The 15,296-nt window shown below is 72.8% G+C and carries 20 protein-coding genes and 2 pseudogenes; 3 read left to right on the plus strand and 19 right to left on the minus strand.

The annotated features are described in order from the left end of the window. The first annotated feature begins 40 nt into the window (after window positions 1-40). Window positions 41-982 (plus strand): superoxide dismutase, encoded by a 942-nt coding sequence (locus tag ACIA3K_RS08925; protein WP_396800023.1) that lies wholly within the window; start codon window positions 41-43, stop codon window positions 980-982. Between the two features lie 42 nt (window positions 983-1,024). On the opposite strand, the gene ACIA3K_RS08930 is transcribed toward ACIA3K_RS08925, so the two are convergent. The 19 genes and pseudogenes from ACIA3K_RS08930 to ACIA3K_RS09020 all read right to left on the minus strand — a co-directional run bounded on the left by ACIA3K_RS08930 (window position 1,025) and on the right by ACIA3K_RS09020 (window position 13,208). Continuing rightward, window positions 1,025-1,378, minus strand: coding sequence for a gas vesicle protein K (locus ACIA3K_RS08930; protein WP_396800025.1), 354 nt, complete (start codon window positions 1,376-1,378; stop codon window positions 1,025-1,027). Continuing rightward, a complete protein-coding gene (locus tag ACIA3K_RS08935; protein WP_396800027.1) occupies window positions 1,375-1,584 on the minus strand; it encodes a gas vesicle protein in 210 nt (69 codons plus the stop codon). The genes ACIA3K_RS08930 and ACIA3K_RS08935 overlap by 4 nt, the downstream gene beginning before the upstream one ends. Next, window positions 1,581-2,402, minus strand: a complete 822-nt coding sequence (locus tag ACIA3K_RS08940) for a GvpL/GvpF family gas vesicle protein (protein ID WP_396800028.1) — start codon at window positions 2,400-2,402, stop codon at window positions 1,581-1,583. Before ACIA3K_RS08940 ends, ACIA3K_RS08935 begins: the two co-directional genes overlap by 4 nt. 166 nt (window positions 2,403-2,568) lie before the next feature. Further along, a pseudogene (gene gvpJ / locus ACIA3K_RS08945) lies at window positions 2,569-2,721 on the minus strand (gas vesicle protein GvpJ); the annotation flags it as partial. Window positions 2,722-2,770: 49 nt separating this feature from the next. After that, the gene (locus ACIA3K_RS08950) at window positions 2,771-3,085 is read right to left on the minus strand and encodes a gas vesicle protein (RefSeq protein ID WP_396800029.1); all 315 of its coding nucleotides are present in this window, start codon (window positions 3,083-3,085) and stop codon (window positions 2,771-2,773) included. After that, on the minus strand, window positions 3,054-3,383 hold the full coding sequence (locus ACIA3K_RS08955) for a gas vesicle protein GvpG (RefSeq protein ID WP_396800031.1): 330 nt from the start codon (window positions 3,381-3,383) through the stop codon (window positions 3,054-3,056). Before ACIA3K_RS08955 ends, ACIA3K_RS08950 begins: the two co-directional genes overlap by 32 nt. A 2-nt stretch (window positions 3,384-3,385) precedes the next feature. Further along, window positions 3,386-4,141 (minus strand): GvpL/GvpF family gas vesicle protein, encoded by a 756-nt coding sequence (locus tag ACIA3K_RS08960; RefSeq protein WP_396800032.1) that lies wholly within the window; start codon window positions 4,139-4,141, stop codon window positions 3,386-3,388. A gap of 169 nt (window positions 4,142-4,310) precedes the next feature. Further along, window positions 4,311-4,520 (minus strand): annotated as a pseudogene (gene gvpJ / locus ACIA3K_RS08965) (gas vesicle protein GvpJ); the annotation flags it as partial. A 2-nt stretch (window positions 4,521-4,522) separates the two neighbouring features. Then, on the minus strand, window positions 4,523-5,722 hold the full coding sequence (locus tag ACIA3K_RS08970; RefSeq protein WP_396800033.1) for an SRPBCC family protein: 1,200 nt from the start codon (window positions 5,720-5,722) through the stop codon (window positions 4,523-4,525). 2 nt (window positions 5,723-5,724) lie between these two features. Beyond that, window positions 5,725-6,195, minus strand: a complete 471-nt coding sequence (locus tag ACIA3K_RS08975) for a hypothetical protein (RefSeq protein WP_396800034.1) — start codon at window positions 6,193-6,195, stop codon at window positions 5,725-5,727. Between the two features lie 278 nt (window positions 6,196-6,473). Further along, window positions 6,474-6,983: a GNAT family N-acetyltransferase gene (locus ACIA3K_RS08980; protein WP_396800036.1), complete on the minus strand. Its 510-nt coding sequence runs from the start codon at window positions 6,981-6,983 to the stop codon at window positions 6,474-6,476. A gap of 126 nt (window positions 6,984-7,109) precedes the next feature. Next, window positions 7,110-7,991: a hypothetical protein gene (locus ACIA3K_RS08985; protein WP_396800037.1), complete on the minus strand. Its 882-nt coding sequence runs from the start codon at window positions 7,989-7,991 to the stop codon at window positions 7,110-7,112. Then, window positions 7,960-8,556, minus strand: a complete 597-nt coding sequence (locus ACIA3K_RS08990) for a DUF3618 domain-containing protein (RefSeq protein ID WP_396800038.1) — start codon at window positions 8,554-8,556, stop codon at window positions 7,960-7,962. The genes ACIA3K_RS08985 and ACIA3K_RS08990 overlap by 32 nt, the downstream gene beginning before the upstream one ends. Window positions 8,557-8,580: 24 nt before the next feature. After that, the gene (locus ACIA3K_RS08995; RefSeq protein WP_396800039.1) at window positions 8,581-8,976 is read right to left on the minus strand and encodes a phage holin family protein; all 396 of its coding nucleotides are present in this window, start codon (window positions 8,974-8,976) and stop codon (window positions 8,581-8,583) included. Next, entirely contained in the window at window positions 8,973-9,602 is a 630-nt protein-coding gene (locus ACIA3K_RS09000; protein WP_396800040.1) for a hypothetical protein, read from the minus strand. The genes ACIA3K_RS08995 and ACIA3K_RS09000 overlap by 4 nt, the downstream gene beginning before the upstream one ends. Window positions 9,603-9,753: 151 nt before the next feature. Further along, window positions 9,754-10,167: a DUF3263 domain-containing protein gene (locus ACIA3K_RS09005; RefSeq protein WP_396800041.1), complete on the minus strand. Its 414-nt coding sequence runs from the start codon at window positions 10,165-10,167 to the stop codon at window positions 9,754-9,756. A 111-nt stretch (window positions 10,168-10,278) separates the two neighbouring features. Beyond that, window positions 10,279-11,295 (minus strand): ABC transporter permease subunit, encoded by a 1,017-nt coding sequence (locus ACIA3K_RS09010; RefSeq protein ID WP_396800043.1) that lies wholly within the window; start codon window positions 11,293-11,295, stop codon window positions 10,279-10,281. After that, window positions 11,292-12,302, minus strand: a complete 1,011-nt coding sequence (locus ACIA3K_RS09015; RefSeq protein WP_396800045.1) for an ATP-binding cassette domain-containing protein — start codon at window positions 12,300-12,302, stop codon at window positions 11,292-11,294. Before ACIA3K_RS09015 ends, ACIA3K_RS09010 begins: the two co-directional genes overlap by 4 nt. 120 nt (window positions 12,303-12,422) lie before the next feature. Then, the gene (locus ACIA3K_RS09020) at window positions 12,423-13,208 is read right to left on the minus strand and encodes a DeoR/GlpR family DNA-binding transcription regulator (protein ID WP_053654382.1); all 786 of its coding nucleotides are present in this window, start codon (window positions 13,206-13,208) and stop codon (window positions 12,423-12,425) included. Window positions 13,209-13,410: 202 nt separating this feature from the next. Here ACIA3K_RS09020 and ACIA3K_RS09025 point away from each other — a divergent pair, with 202 nt between their 5' ends. Beyond that, window positions 13,411-14,340 carry an SIS domain-containing protein gene (locus ACIA3K_RS09025; protein ID WP_396800046.1) on the plus strand — a complete coding sequence of 310 codons (930 nt, stop codon included), beginning with the start codon at window positions 13,411-13,413 and terminating at the stop codon, window positions 14,338-14,340. Next, window positions 14,337-15,290: an ROK family protein gene (locus tag ACIA3K_RS09030; protein ID WP_396800048.1), complete on the plus strand. Its 954-nt coding sequence runs from the start codon at window positions 14,337-14,339 to the stop codon at window positions 15,288-15,290. Before ACIA3K_RS09025 ends, ACIA3K_RS09030 begins: the two co-directional genes overlap by 4 nt. Window positions 15,291-15,296 lie beyond the last annotated feature (6 nt).

Raw genomic sequence — 15,296 nt, forward strand, 5'->3', positions numbered from 1 at the left:
CGACACATCCTCAGTGGAGAGATCCACTCGACGACTGGCGGTGACCCTCTTGCGCAGGCTGTTCTCTCTTCTCGTCGTCCCCCTGGTGGCGGCGGCAACCCTCGCCACGGTCGGTTCGGCCGGGAACGCCCACCCGCGGACGTCGTTCCCGTCCCGGATCGCGCTGCCCGACGGGTACAGCCCCGAAGGGCTGACGATCGGCCGGGGCACCACCGTCTACGTGGGCTCGGTCGGCAACGGGGCCGTCTGGCGGGGCGACCTCCGTACCGGACACGGTTCGGTGTTCATCGCGGGCGCTCCGGGGCTCCAGAAGGCCGGTCTCAAGCTCGACCCGCAGGGCCGGCTGTGGACCGCCGACTTCTCCGCCGGCACGGCGAGCGTCTACGACGGCGCGACCGGCGGGCAACTGGCCAACTACCGGTTCACCGACGAGCCGGGCAGCATCGTCAACGACCTCGTGGTCACCCGGCACGCCGTCTACTTCACCGACTCGGCCCGGCCGGTGCTGTACGTCGTACCGCTGCTTCCGGGTGGTCGGCTGCCCGCCGCCACCGCCGCCCGGGTACTGCCGCTCACCGGCCCGGCCGCCACACCAGACGCGTTCAACAACGGGATCGTGGCGCTTCCCGACGGGGACCTGCTGGTCGACCAGATGTTGACCGGTCGGCTGGTCCGCGTCGACGCGCGCACCGGCGCCAGCCAGGTCGTCGACCTCGGCGGCTACTCGGTGGACCGGGCGGACGGGCTGGTGCTGCGCGGTCGCACCCTCTACGTGATCCGGAACCTGAGCAACGTCGTCGCGGTCGTCGAGCTGAACGCCGACGGCACCGCCGGGGTGGTCCGGCGGGAGATCACCAGCCCGGCCCTCCGGTCGCCGGCCACCGGCGACCTGCTCGGCTCGGCGCTCTACGTGGTCAACGGCCGGTTCGACGTCGAGCCCGGCCCGACCGTCGACTACGACGTCGTACGCCTCCCGGCCTGATCGGACGGTCGGCGGTGGCCCCGGTGGGGTCGCCGCCGACCGTCAGTCCGTGGGTAGCAGCGGGCCGAGCGGGCCGAGGTCCAGGTTGAGGTCCTCGGGGGCCAGGCCGAAGTGCTCCCGCAGCCCGGCCATCTGCTCCTCCAACGCCATCAGCGTGACCCCGATGCGTTCGACCTGCTCCTCGCTGAGGTCGCCGAGGTCGACCCGACGCAGCGCCTGCCGTTCCATGAGCTGGCGGAGCAACTCGACGACGGTCAGCACCAGGCTGGCCAGCCCCCGTTCGACCGAGTCACGGTCCACGGAGATCCGGCCGTCCAGCGGGGTGACCCGGGGCGGCTGCCAGGACGACGCGTCGAGCGCCGCGACCAGCTCGTTGGCGTCGTCCCGGCCGGTCACCCGGCGTCCTCCGCCGCCAGCGCGCCGACCGACGCCACCAGCGCGCGCAGCGAGATCCGGACCAGGTCGACGTCGGCGATGGCCAGCGTGATGTCGCCGCTGATCACCACGCCGGTGGCGAGCACCCGGTCGAGCAGGTCGACCAGGGCGACGGGCCGGTACGCCAGCGGATCGTCCGCGCTGCTCGGCGCGAGCGCGGTGGTCACCGTGGCTCCCCGACGGCACCGGCCGGTCGTTCCGCCACGAAGGAGTACGCCGGCCACGGGCCGGTCAGCTCCAACCGCAGGCCCGGATGACGATCCCCGAGGGTATCGACCAGGTCGGTGAAGCGGCGCAGCGCCGCGACGTCGACGAGGTACGCGCCGTTGAGCGCCATCGGCGTGGACGCCCCGGAGAGCCGCCGGTCCTGCGGGGCGTGCCGACGCCCCGCCACGGCCACCTCGCAGAGGGCGTCGTGCACGGCGTCGGCGGCCGCGCTCGCCCCCTGCTGTCGCTCGTCGCGGGCGGTCAACTGGGCGCGTCTGCGGCGCAGGTACGCCGTACCCACCCCGCCGCCGTCCTGGGCGGCCGTGCTCTCGACGGGCGCTCCCGGCACCAGATAACCCTTGACGCCCCACTCACCGCGTCCGGTCAGCCGGATCAGGGTGGCGGACAGTTCGGCCCGCCGGGCGGCGAGCGACGTCGCCACGCGCTCGTCGTCGGTGTGCACGGTGGCGAGCCGGGCCGGCACCACCGGCCCCTGTCGGGCGAGCGCGTCCACCACGGCGTGGTGCGCCCGCGCGGCCCGCTCCAACCAGGCCAGGTCCTCCAGGTGGTGGCGCAGCGGCTCCTCGCCGTACTCGTCGAGTGGCGCGGGGCTGACCACGGCGACCAGCCCGGCCCCGGCGACCGCGCGGACCGGAGCGCCGCCCATCCCGGCGAGCCCCGCCAGCGTCGCCGGCTCGACGTCGCGCACCACGGCGTGCAGCCACACCCCGGTCGCCGGGGCGGACTCCTCGGCCGCCACCTCAGCCGTCGAACTCATCCCACTCCTTCAGCTCGGCATCGCGGCGGCGGGCCCGGGCCGCGACCCGGGGACGCCGTTCCGCCTCGACCTGCTCCGGGTCGCGCGGCCCCGGCTCCACCGGAGGGCGGGCCCGCGAGCTGAGCCACGGGTCGTGCTCCCACCAGTCGATGCCGATCTGGCGTGCCGTGTCGACCGACGCGATGACCAGGCGCAGCTTCAACGTCAACAGCTCGATGTCGAGCAGGCTGACCCGGATGTCACCGGCGATGACGATGCCCCGGTCGAGCACCCGTTCCAGGATGTCGCCCAGATTGGCCGGCTCGTGCCCGGCGGGCAGGACCTGACCCGAGTTCTGCACCACCGAGGGCGGCTGCCCGACCGTCATCTCAGCCCACCTCACCCTTTCCGCGCTGGTAGCGCCGTACCCGCCGATAGCCGAGCAGGCTCCCCTCGACGTCCAGCTCCACCTCGTAGAGACCGAGCAGATCCGTCGAGTTGGGGATCCGGCGTGCCTCGACCACCTCGACCCCGACCAGCCAGCCGTCCTGGGTGGCCTCCAGCGACGTGGTCACCGACGGCTCGCGGCCGGTCAACTCGACGAGCTGCCGCAGGCCCGCCCGCGCCGCCTCGGCCGCCGACACCGGTTCCAGGTACTCCTCGTCGTCCTGCTCAGGACCGCCGGTTCTCGCGTCGTCGGTCATGGCGCACTCCCCTCTCCCGACCCGGGCCGCGAGACCGTCCGGTGGCGGGCGGCGTGCCGCCGGCCCGCCGCCCGGCGCCCCCGGTGAGCCGGTCCAGCACCCGCTGCTCGGCCCGATCGCGTTCCTCCACGCTGAGCTCACCGGCGGCCACGGCAGCGTCCAACTCCTCCAGCTCACGCCGGACGTTGACCGGGTTGTGCTGTCGCGCCTCGGCTTCCCGGGCCACCACCCCGACCACGGCGGTCAGCCCCCGCACGGGGGCGTACGGCAGGGTCAGCAGCGCCCAGAGCAGGTCCACGGTCAGCCCGCCAACTGATGCGCGGCGACGAAGTCGTACGGGGCGAGCGGCCCGAGCAGTCGCAGCCGCAGCAGACCCCGCCGGTCCTGGGCGTACTGCTCCAGCACGTCGACCAGGTCGGCCTCGCGGTCGGTGTCCACCAGCAGCGCCACGTGCCCCGCGTCCATCTCGTGGGTGGGCGGGCGCAGTTGCGTGGTCACCACGTACTCGGCCGTGACGTCGAGCAGCCGCCGGTTCTCCGCCTCGCGACGCAGCTCCACCGCCTGGCTGATCAGCTCACCGAGCCGGATCCGGGGCTCCCGGCTGGCCGCCTCGGCCCGACCCCGTACCTGCTCGGCGAGCCGGGCGGCACCGGGGTTCTCGTCGAGGACGGCGCGCAGCAACGCCTGCTCGTCGAAGCGGCCCTGCACGACGTACTGCACCCGACCCTCGAACTCCGCGAGCGCGGCGGCGAACCGGTCGTGGTGGGGCCGGAGCAGGTCCAGCACCGCGTCCGGCCCGGTGACGACGGTGCCGAACCGCACCGGCAGCACCGGGGCCACCACCGCCGTACCGTCCAGCAGTTCCTGGTACGCCCGCAGGTCCGCCGCGCGGCCCAGCGGCGCGTCCAGTGGCACCTCACTGACCAGGGCCGCGAGGTCGCCGTGCCGGACGACTGTCACCTCGCCGGCGGGCTCGCCCACGCCGGCCGCGTCGGGCGTCGCCTCGACGTCCGCCGGCACCAGCCCGTAGATGAACAGTCCCGTCCCGTCCGCCATGTCAGCCCCTCCCGAGGTCCCGTACGGTGCCGGTGGCATCTCCGGTGACGTCCCGCACCGAGCCGGTGACGTCCCGGACCGAGCCGGTGACCTCGCGGACCGCACCGGTGACCCCGCCGACGAGACCGGCCAACCCCTCGCCCTTCTCCGGGCCGATGTCGAGCCGGTCCACCGCCTCGGCGAACCGCAGGTACGTCTCGATGCTCGCCACCACAACCCGGGCGTTGATCTCCACGAGGGGGATGCCGACGACCCCGACCGACACCTGCGCGTCGATCACGACGCCCTTGTCGAGCACCGTCTCCACCACGTCGGCGAGACCGCCGGCGGTACCCTCCACGCGTTCCAGGGCACCACCGACGGCGTCACCGGAGACCAGCGTCACTCGTCCTCCCCCCGACGGCGTCGCACCACGGGCCGTCGCGCCGGCTCCGACCCGCGCCGGACGGGCGGTCGCGGCCGCTGCGGCTCCTCGCGGGGCTGTGCGCGACGGGCCCGCTCAGGAGCACGGCGGCGGGGTGCGGGCGGCGGCTCCTCGTCGGCCTCGTCCGCGTACCCCTCGTCGTAGCCGTCCTCGTACGCCTCGTACTCCTCCTCGTACTCCGGCTCGGCCGGTCGCCGTGGTGGGCGCTGGCGCAGTCGCCCGGCGGGCCGACGGCGCGGCTGCTCCTCGTCGGGTTCCTCGTCGTACTCCTCGTCCTCGGGCTCGTTTGGTTCGCGGCCGCCGCGTTCCTGCTGCTCCCGCTCCTCGCGCAGGCCGGTCTCGTGGTCCTTGACCACCTGGGAGTCGCGGATCTCGCCGCGCCAGCCCTGCACCTGGTCCGGGTCGAGTGCCACCTCGGTCATCACGTGCCGGACGAAATGCTTCAACTCCAGCCGTACGCGCCGACCCTGGGCCCGCCACAGGTTGCCGGTGTGCTCGAAGAGGCCCTGCGGGTGGTATTCGAGGACCACGAGGATGCGGGTCAGGTCCGGGGTCAGCTCGTGGAAGCTGACCGTGCCGTCGACCGATCCCTTCTCGCCCTTGGACCGCCAGTGGATGAGCTTGTCCGGCACCTGGCGGACGATCGTCGACTCCCAGGTCCGGTGCGACCAGAAGACCTGCGCCTTCCAGGTCATCTTCTCGGGCTCGTCGTTGTCGGCCTGCTCGACCTTCTTCATGAAGCTCGGGAAGTCACCGAACTGCGTCCACTGGTTGTACGCGGCCCGCACCGGGACACCGACCTCGATCGTCTCGACGATGTTGGTGACCTTGTTCTTGCCGCCCTTACCGCCCTTACCGCTCGCACGGCCGAGAGCCGACATCACCTTCTCCTTACCGCCGGCCACCCCGGCGTGCAGCATCGCCTTCACCGGGGAGCCGCCCTCGGCCAGCTTCTGGGCTCCGGTGGCGGCGGCGATCAGGCCGGGTCCACCGCCCTGGCGCGCGTAGTCGCTCAGGCGGCCGGTCGCGCCGGTGATCCGCTCGGTCACCACGCTCAACGCACGTTCGCCGATGGCACCGGCGAGGTTGCGCACCTCGTCCGCCAACTGGCCGCGGATCTTGTCGCCGAGGCCGCCCGGGTTGGTTTCTCCCGCCATGGTCACCGCCCCCGCCGCTGCCCGGCCGACGCGTCGTCCCGACCGCTCGCCGTCGCACGATCGCGGTCGCCGCCCTGGTCGCGGTCGCCGCCCTGGTCGCCGCCCTGGTCGCCGTTGCCGCGCTGGTCGCCGTTGCCGCCCTGACCACCGCCGCCGGGGTTGCCCGCGCGGCGGCGCAACGCGTCGGCGGAGCCGCGCAGCCGTCCGGTGAGCGCGTCGACGCCGCTGCCGGCCGCGGCGGTCGCGGCGGACCGACCGGCGTTGACCAGCGGCCCACCGAGTCGGCTGAGGTTGCTCAACTGTGGGGACGACTGGAGCAGGTTGCCACCCCGCTTCAGCAGACCGCCCGGGTCGCGGCTCGCGCGCCCGGCCGCCACGGCAGCCGCCAGGGTCAGCGCCGTACGCAGTTTGCGACGACGGCCCAGCAGGTAGCCGAAGCCCACCGCCAGCCCGATTCGTGTTCCGGTCTTCATCAGGTCTCCCTCGCTCCCCGGTGGGTCCGGAACGTCTGCGGGATCAGGGCGGAGGAGGGCTACCGGGGAACAGCGCACACCACACCCTGGATCAGACGTCCCACATTTGCGGACCCGGCGGGCAGTACCCGGCGGAATTGCCGTGAAACCGTCGGGGAGGAATTCCGTCCGCACTGGTCGGCGGGTATTCGGAAAAGCGTTGCCAGACGGTGCAGACGGGACAGGAAGGCGGTTCTGAGCAGTGCGAACGCCAGACGCGCGAAAGACGGAAAGGATCGTCAGAGAGCCGGCGGCGTCGAATCCAGGCAGATTTCGGCGTGCACCTTTCCACCATCTGAGCGCAGTTTTGCGCCGCATTTTTCGAGGATGGCGAGCGCACCAACATTGTCCGGCGTCGTTTCCGCGACGACCGCACGCATTCCAGCGCGGGCGGCGACGTTGAGCAACTCACGCAGGGCGGCCGCGCCGATGCCCTGGCCCCGCGCAGAGAGGCCGAGCCACATGCCGGTCTCCACCGTGCCCGGCTCGTCACAGCGCGTCATCCGGATCATGCCCACCACCTCGCCGCCGACGAGGATCGCGTACATCTGGGAGCCGGTCGGGCCGTCCAGGCCGGCGAAGCTCGCCCGGTGGAACTCGCGGAAGGCCTCCCGGCGTGCGAGCGACCAGCCGGCGGGCGCCTCCACCGGAGGCATCACCTCACCCGGCTCGGCCTCGGCCGCCGCTACGGAGAGCAACGGCTCCAGATTCCGCTCGTCCACCGGCTCCAGCCGGACCGCACTCGCCACGTGCCGCAGTCTGCCGGCCCCATCGGCCGAAGTCCACCCCATTGGGCAGCGGATGGCGGTCCGGCCACGGGTACCGGCCGGTCGGGCGGTTCGCGTGTTTCTCCTCACGCTCCGTCGTCATTTGGCCTATGGCCCGAACTCGCAGAACACCACCGAGGCGTCGTCGGTCGACTTGTGCCGGCGGAGCCGATCGGGATGATCGCGCTCGGCATCGCGCACGCGGCCGAGCAGCGCGGCGGGACCTTCGGCGCTGAGCAGATCCAGCAGTCCGGCCCAGTCGGTCAGCCCGAACTGCTCGACCGCGCTGGACGCGCCGTCACTGAGCAGCGCCGCCCGGCGCAGGGTCGCCGAACCCCGCCGGGGAGCCGTCCCGGTCACCGCATGGAACGCCGCGTCCGGGTCGGACGCCGCGACCCAGTACCCGTGCGTACGGTTCATCCGCTCCCGCTGGACGCCCACCGCGTGCCGGAAGCGCTCGACCGGGTCCGACGCGCCCGCCGGCACGGTGGCGAGGGTCTGGCGCAGCTCGGCCATCGCCGTGTCCAGCCGGTCGTCGGTCACCACACTGACCTGGCCGTCCACATCGAGCACCAGCGGACTGTCGCAGAGCACCAGGTAATCGACCTGATCGCCGCAGTCGCGCAGCAGGCAGACGGTGCTGGACGGGGTGCCCGGGTGGTCGAGGTCGCACTGCCCGCCGTGGTCGGCGCGGACGGCGAGAATGGCCGCGGCCAGGTTGCTGGTCAGGCGGGCCGCCGGGCGGGCCGCCTCCGCCACCGCGAGCCGGGCGGCCAGGTGTCGGACGTACCACTCCGGCCCGTGGACGCAGCCCGTGTCGAAGCCGTCCGGGACGGTGGCGCCGTCCAGGACTCCGACCAGCGGACCGAACTGGAAGACCACGTCCTCGTTGACGGGCCGACCAGGGGCCGGCGCGGACGCGGAACGTACCCGCATCATCGACGCCGGCCCCGGCACATCAGCGCTGCCGTAGCTGGTCGGCTGCCGCATGCGCCTGCCCCTGCACCTGACCGGTGGCCGAGCGGCCCTGGTCGCGTACGGCGGACATCCCCTGCTGGGCGCTGGAGCGCACCGACTGGGCCGCCTGCTGCGCGGGCTCCCGCAGGTTGTCCTGGACCTGGTGGCCGACCTGGCTCGCCTGCTGGCGCAGCTCGCCCGAGTGCTCGCTCACCAGGTCCCTCGCGCGGCCGGCGAGCTGACGTTCGCGCCCGCTCGGCGGAATCAGCGAGGCGGCCAGCAGGCCGGCGCCGAAGGCGACCAGTCCGGCGGCAAGTGGATTGCCCTGCGCCTGTGCGCGCGACTGCTGCCCGAGCGAACGGGTCTCGTCGCGTACGGAGCCCGCGGCGTGCGACATCCGCTGGCTGGCATCCTGCCCCAGGTGGTTGGAGCTGCCCATCATCTTCTCCTTCGCTCGGGTGAGCGCGCCACGCGCCTGCCCGACGCTGTCACCGGCGATCCGACGCGGGTTGACCTTGTCGGCCAGGGCGTCGACGTCACTGCTCAACTCGTTGCGGGTGGTCTCGATCTCCCACCGGATCCGATCCGGATCACTCATGGTCCGCTCTCCCTACCGACTCGGTCACCGGCCCCGCAGGGCGTCCGGCAACTCCCGGGCGGTCTGCTTCGTTCGGGGCAGCACCTCGCGTGCCCGCTTCAGCTGGGTGCGTGCGTTGAGGAACAGGCCACCGGCGACGGCGGCCCAGACGACCGCGACGATCAACGCCGCCCAGCCCTGGTCCATCACGTTGGACAGCCCCCACCAGGCGGCGTACGACAGGAAGAGCACGGCCAGGAACCCGGCCAGCCCCGCGCCGCCGAACATGCCGCCGGCCTTGCCCGCCTGGCTGACCTCCTCGCGGAGCTCGGCCTTGGCCAGCTCGACCTCCTTGCGCACCAGGGTCGAGAGATCCCGGGTCACGTCGCCCAGCAGGTCGCCGACCGATGCCTGGGTGCGCTCCTTCTCCGGGGCACTCACGGCGCCACCCCACCGGGCACGTCCGGCTGCGGACGCCCGGCGGGCGAGACGTTCTGCGCCCGCGCCGCCCCCACGTACGGCTGCTGACCGTCCTGGTCCGGCGCGCTCGGCATGCCGCCGCCTCCGCCAGCGCCTCCGCCGTTGCCGGCGGCCGAGCCGGTCAGGCCACGGGTGAGCCGTCCGACGAGAAGTCCGGCCACCGCCGCGCCCGCAAGGAAGGTGCCCGGGTGTCGCCGCGCGTACGTGCGCACGTCGTCGAGCACCTCGCCGGGCTCGCGCTCGTCGAGCCACCCGGCGGCGTGTTGGGCGGCGTCGGCCACGCGGCGTACCGCCTGACCGGCCAGCCCGGAATCACCGTCGCGCTCGGCCATCGACCCGAGTTCGCGACCGATGTCGCGCAGCCCGTCGGCGGCACGTCGCTGCTGCGTCTGCGCCTGTTCCCGAAGTTGTCCACCGGCTTGGCCGGTCAACTGGCGGGCCTGCCTACGGGCCTCGGCGGCCACCTGCCCGCCCTGCTCGGCGGCAGCGTGGGCCACCTGCCCGCCGGCCTGTGTGGCCTGGTGGCCGACGCGGGACGCTTCCTGGCGGGCCTGCTGCGCACTGCTGCTCTGGTTCGTTGCCGTCATGCTCCGCTCCCCTCCTGGGTGCTCGGTCGCCTGGCGACCCCGGAACTCCTGTCGCCTACCCGTGGGCCCGGCCGACATGCGAGTCGGTGGGCGGGACGACCGGGAGGAGCCGTCGGAAGGCGGGCAACCACCGGCCCACCGGACATGTCGGTCAGCGGCGGCGGTTGCGGGCCCGCGACGAGCGCAGCCGGCGGAGCCGGCCGATGAGCACGGGATCGGCGGCGAGCGCCGCCGGATTGTCCAGGAGGCCGTTGAGCAGTTGGTAGTACCGCGTCGAGGAGACGCCGAAGGTGTCCCGCACGGCCTGTTCCTTGGCGCCGGCGTGCCGCCACCACTGCTGCTCGAAGGCGAGGATGGCCTGTTCACGGGTGGTCAGGCCCGCTGCCGGAGAGGCGGGAGAGGTAGTGGTCGGCTCCGCCGTGTCGTCCAACTCGCCGTCGTCGGTGCTCTCGACGGGCGGCGCCGGTCGTGGGGTCGGCACACTGGGCGCGACTCCGCCGGCCGCCTCGGCCGGCCGAGCGTCGGTGGACGGCTCGGGGGCGGCCGGGGTGGCGTCGGCGGGCATGCCGTTCAGCCTAGTCAGGGCGGGCCGTGGTCGCAGCAGCCGGCGCGGCCGGCCCCGCCCGTCGGAACATCGACGGTCGAAGCCGGCCGCGCCGGGCCGTTGACGTGTCGGTCAGGAGATGTCGCGGCGACGCATCGCCCAGACCGCCGCGCCGAGGATCACCACGAGCCCGACCGAGAAGATGGCGGAGGACTGCTGCCAGGTGATGTCCATCGTCTCCGGCTTGCACTCGCCGAAGTAGGTCGCGTTGCAGGACTGCCAGTTCTCCAGCTTGACCGTCTTCGTCATCCAGGCCAGCGCGTACGTGGGCAGCAGCCACGCCTCGGCGAACTTGACGTTCGCCATCGACAGCAGGATGCCGAGGCCGAACTGGCCGACCACCATCAGCGCGACGACACCGCCGAGGGCCATCGCGGTGTGCCGGCCCAGCGAGGCCAGCGCGAAGCCGATGGTGGTGATCACCAGCACCAGCGCCACGCCGCGCAGTCCGGTCAGTGCGAACGACTGCCAGGCCCCCGAGGTCATCTTCTCGGTGCTGCCCCGGAAGCTGGCGACGGCCCAGAAGCCGGCGAACCACAGCACCGCGGCGGGCAGCGTCACCGCCAGGATGCCGGTGAGCAGCGCGGCCAGCTTGGTGAACAGTACGGTGAGCCGCTTCGGCCGCCAGAGCAGCAGGTTCATCATGCCGCCGGTGCTCCACTCGGCTCCGACGAAGGACGCGCCGATCACGAACCCGACCAGGGCGAGGATCGCCGCGAACGGGACCAGCGTCTCGTCGAACGTCTTGCGGAAGTTGAACGTCGACGGCAGGAACCACTCCGCCTTGATCTCCTCGCGCGGCGGCGGCGTGATCACCGAACAGTCGTCGGGGTAGCGGCCGTCGCTCGAGGTGCCGGCCTTCTTGGCCTGCTCGCAGTTGACCCGCTCCTGCTCGCTCCAGCGAACCTGCTCCTGGTACTGCTGGTCGGCCTGCCGTTCGGCCTTGGCAAGCTGGCCGGCGTCGATCTTCTGGTTGGTGAAGAACACACCGACCACCACGGCGGCCAGCACCAGCAGGCCGAGCAGCGTCATGTAGCGGGTGAAGCGCCGCTTGACCAGCCGGCGCAGCTCCGTCCGATAGAGGCTCACGCGCCCCACCCTCCTCCGGTGGCGCCGGGCTGACCCGTGCCACCGACCTTCATGGACTCGTCGACCTGCCGGTGCTGGCCGGGGACCGGCGCGGTGGCGGTCAGTTCGAGGAAGACACTCTCCAGGTCGACCGCGATCGGGGCCAACTCGCTGACGTACAGGTTCTGCTCGGCGAGCAGCCGGGTCACCGATGCCGGCTTGTCGACGCCGGTCAGCATGAGGTGGTCCGGGTGCCCGGTGACCCGGATGCCGGCCCGGGTGAGGGCCTCGGTCGCCGTCGGCAGGTCACTGACCGCCTCCAGGCGTACCCGGACCGCGCCGGACGAGTGCTGGGCGAGCACCTCGTCGACCGGGCCGAAGGCGACCCGTCGGCCGAGCGAGATGATGGTGACCGAGTCGCAGATGAGCTGGATCTCGCCGAGGATGTGGCTGGACAGCAGCACGGTCATCCCGGACTCGGCGAGGTTGCGCATCAGCGTGCGCATCTCCCGGATGCCGCCCGGGTCCAGGCCGTTGGCCGGCTCGTCGAGGATGAGCAGCGTCGGGTTCTTCAGCAGGGCGGACGCGACGGCGAGCCGCTGCTTCATGCCCAGCGAGTACGTCTTGACCCGCTCGCCGGCCCGGTCGCGCAGCCCGACCAGCTCCAGCACCTCGTCGACCCGCGTGGCGGGCACCTCGCCCGCCCCGGCCAGCAGGGACAGCGTGTCCCGTGCGGTGAAGTGCGGGAAGAACTGTGGGCTCTCGACGATCGCGCCGACCTGGCCGGCGACGGTGGGCAGCGCGGCGGGCACCTCGTGCCCGAGCAGCGTCATCCGTCCGCCGTCGGGCCGGATCAGGCCGAGAAGCGTACGCAGCGTGGTGGTCTTGCCGGATCCGTTGGGACCCAGGAAGCCATGCACCTGCCCCGCGTCGACCTGCATGTCGAAGCCGTCGAGCGCGTTGCGGGTGCCGCGTCGACGACTCTTGTACGTCTTACGTAGACCTTCGATCTCCAGGACAGCTGGCAAGCTGCACCTCCCCCGATGGTGGGCGTGACAGCCGACACCATACGCGGTATGCAGCGGTGCGCAATACCCGGTATGCAGTAACACGCCGGTCGATGCATTTCATCGACGGAGCGTGACCGTTCAGGCGCAGACGACCTGCACGCCGGCCGCCCGGAAGGCGTCCACCACCTCGGGCGCGGCCCCGGAGTCGGTCACCAGCGTCTCGACCCGCTCGACCGGGCAGATCCGGGCGAAGGCGTGACCGCCCAGCTTGGACGAGTCCGCGATGATCACGACCCGCTTGGCGCGCGCGACCATCAGGTTGTTCATGGCCGCCTCTCCCTCGTGGTGGGCGGCGGCGCCGAGCTGCGGGTCGATCGCGTCCACACCGAGCAGGGCGACGTCCAGGGTGACCTCGCGCAGCAACGCGCCGCCCAGCGGGCCGACCAGCTCGAACGACTTCGGGCGCACCACACCGCCGGCCACGACCACCTTCATCCGGGACCGCACGAGAAGCTCGTTGGCGATGTTCAGCGCGTTGGTCACCACGGTGAGCTGGGCGCCCTCGGCACTGGTGTTGAGATCCGGCCGGACGGCCAGCGCCCGGGCGACCTCCGTGCTGGTGGTGCCGCCGTTGAGGCCGACCACGGTTCCGGGCGTGACGAGCGCCGCGGCGGCAGCGCCGATCCGCTGCTTCTCGGCCGAGTGCTTGGCCGTCTTGTAGCGCAGCGGCAGGTCGTACGAGACACCGTTGGCGACCGCGCCACCTCGGGTTCTGGTGATCATCTGCTGCTGGGCGAGCTGGTCGAAGTCACGCCGGATGGTCGCCTGGGAGACGTCCAGCCGCTCGGCGGCCGCCTCGACGCTGACCCGACCGTTGTCGGTCAGCATCTCCAGCAGGGCGTTCCATCTGGCGTACCGGTCCACCTCGGGGGCCCTCCCAGTAACTGCACGGTCGGTGATTGATTGCGTGCACACTAGTGCGCGAAACTAGGCTGGCGCAAAAGACTGGCCTGCGCGATCGGCCGGCCGGTTGCCACGACCACCTCGGTTCGCGCAGAATAACGCGCGAAATACGGCCCTTACGAGCCGTATTGCGCAGACAGGTCGGCCCTGCGAGGAGTTACCCATGGCGTACGTGGACGCGGAGATCGCGAGTCAACCCGACTGTTGGCGGGAGGCCGCGTCGCTGTCCGACGCCGTACGCGACGATCTTCCGCGCCCCGGCGAGCGGGTCGCCGTCGTCGGTTGCGGCACGTCGTGGTTCATGGCCATGGCGTACGCGGCCCGCCGCGAGCAGGCCGGCCAGGGGGAGACCGACGCTTTCCAGGCGTCCGAGTTCCCCGCCGGCCGCCGCTACGACCGGCTCATCGCGATCACCCGCTCCGGCACCACCACCGAGGTGCTGGAACTGCTCGCCGCGCTGCGCGGGCATACGCCCACCACCGTCATCGTCGGTGACCCGGCGGCGCCCGCCGTCGACCTGGCCGCCACCGCGGTGACCATGGCCTTCGCCGACGAGCGCTCGGTGGTGCAGACCCGTTTCGCGACGACCGCGCTGGCCCTGCTCCGGGCGAACCTCGGCGACCCGATGACCGCGCTCGCCGCCGACGCCGAGGTGGCGGTGCGTTCCCCGCTGCCGATCGACCCGGCCACGATCGAGCAGGCCACCTTCCTGGGTCGAGGCTGGACGGTCGGCCTCGCCCAGGAGGCCGCCCTCAAGTGCCGGGAGGCGGCCACCTTCTGGGCCGAGGCGTACCCGGCGATGGACTACCGGCACGGCCCCATCTCGGTCGCCGCCCCGGGTCGGCTGGTCTGGGCGTTCGGCGAGTTGCCCGACGGGCTGCCCGAGGACGTCGCCGCCACCGGCGCCGCCTTCGTCCATAGCCGCACGCATGGTTGGCGCACGGTGCTCGGGAGTTGGTCGGCCGGTCGTACCCCGGTCGACCCGATGGCCGACCTGATCCTGGCCCAGCGGTTCGCGGTCGCCCTGGCGACCAGCCGTGGCCTCGACCCGGACGCGCCGCGACACCTGTCCCGGTCAGTGGTACTGGCGTGAGCGGTGCCGGGCGCGACGACCGGGTGGTCGTGGCGTTGGACGTCGGCGGCACCGGCATGAAGTGCGCCCTGGTCCGGCCGGACGGCGTGGCGGTACGCACCGAACGACACCCCACCGACGCCGCGCGCGGGCCGGCCGCCGTGGTCGACACCATCCTCGGCGTCGCCGAAGGGCTGGCCGACAAGGCCCGCGCCGACGGCTTCACCCCGGTCGCCATCGGCATCGCGGTCCCCGGCGTGGTGGACGAGGCGCGCGGGGTGGCGGTGTGGTCGGCGAACGTGGGCTTCCGGGACGTACCGCTGCGGGACCTGGCGGTGCGACGGCTCGGGCTGCCCACCGCGCTCGGCCACGACGTGCGCGTCGGTGGCCTCGCCGAGGCCCGGCTCGGAGCCGGACGCGGCGCCGACCACGTGCTCTTCGTGGCGATCGGCACCGGCATCGCCGCCGCGCACGTCGTCGGCGGTGTGGCCGCCGTCGGCGCGCACGGCGCGGCCGGCGAGATCGGCCACATCATGGTCCGACCCGACGGTCCGCGGTGCGGATGCGGGCGGCCCGGCTGCCTGGAGGCGGTCGCGTCGGCGTCCGCGATCGGCCGACGCTACGCGGAGCTGGCCGACGGCCGGCCCGACGCTCCGGTGACGGCTGCCGCCGTCGCCCAACGGGCGGCGGCCGGCGAACCACTCGCCGCCGAGGTCTGGCGTTCGGCCGTCGAGGCGCTCGCCGACGGCCTGGCCACCGGGCAGGCACTGTTCGACGTGACGACGATCGTGCTCGGCGGCGGACTCGCCCAGGCGGGCGACCTGCTGCTCGTTCCCCTCCGGGCTGCGCTGCACGAGCGGATGACCTTCCACCGTGAGCCGCAGCTCGTCGCGGCCGCCCTCGGCGACGAGGCCGGCTGCCTGGGGGCCGCCCTGCTCGCGCTGGACACCCTGACCGCCGACCGTGCTTGACCAACT

Source organism: Micromonospora sp. NPDC051543, from assembly GCF_044454415.1.
In the GTDB taxonomy this organism is placed as follows: Bacteria; Actinomycetota; Actinomycetes; order Mycobacteriales; family Micromonosporaceae; genus Micromonospora.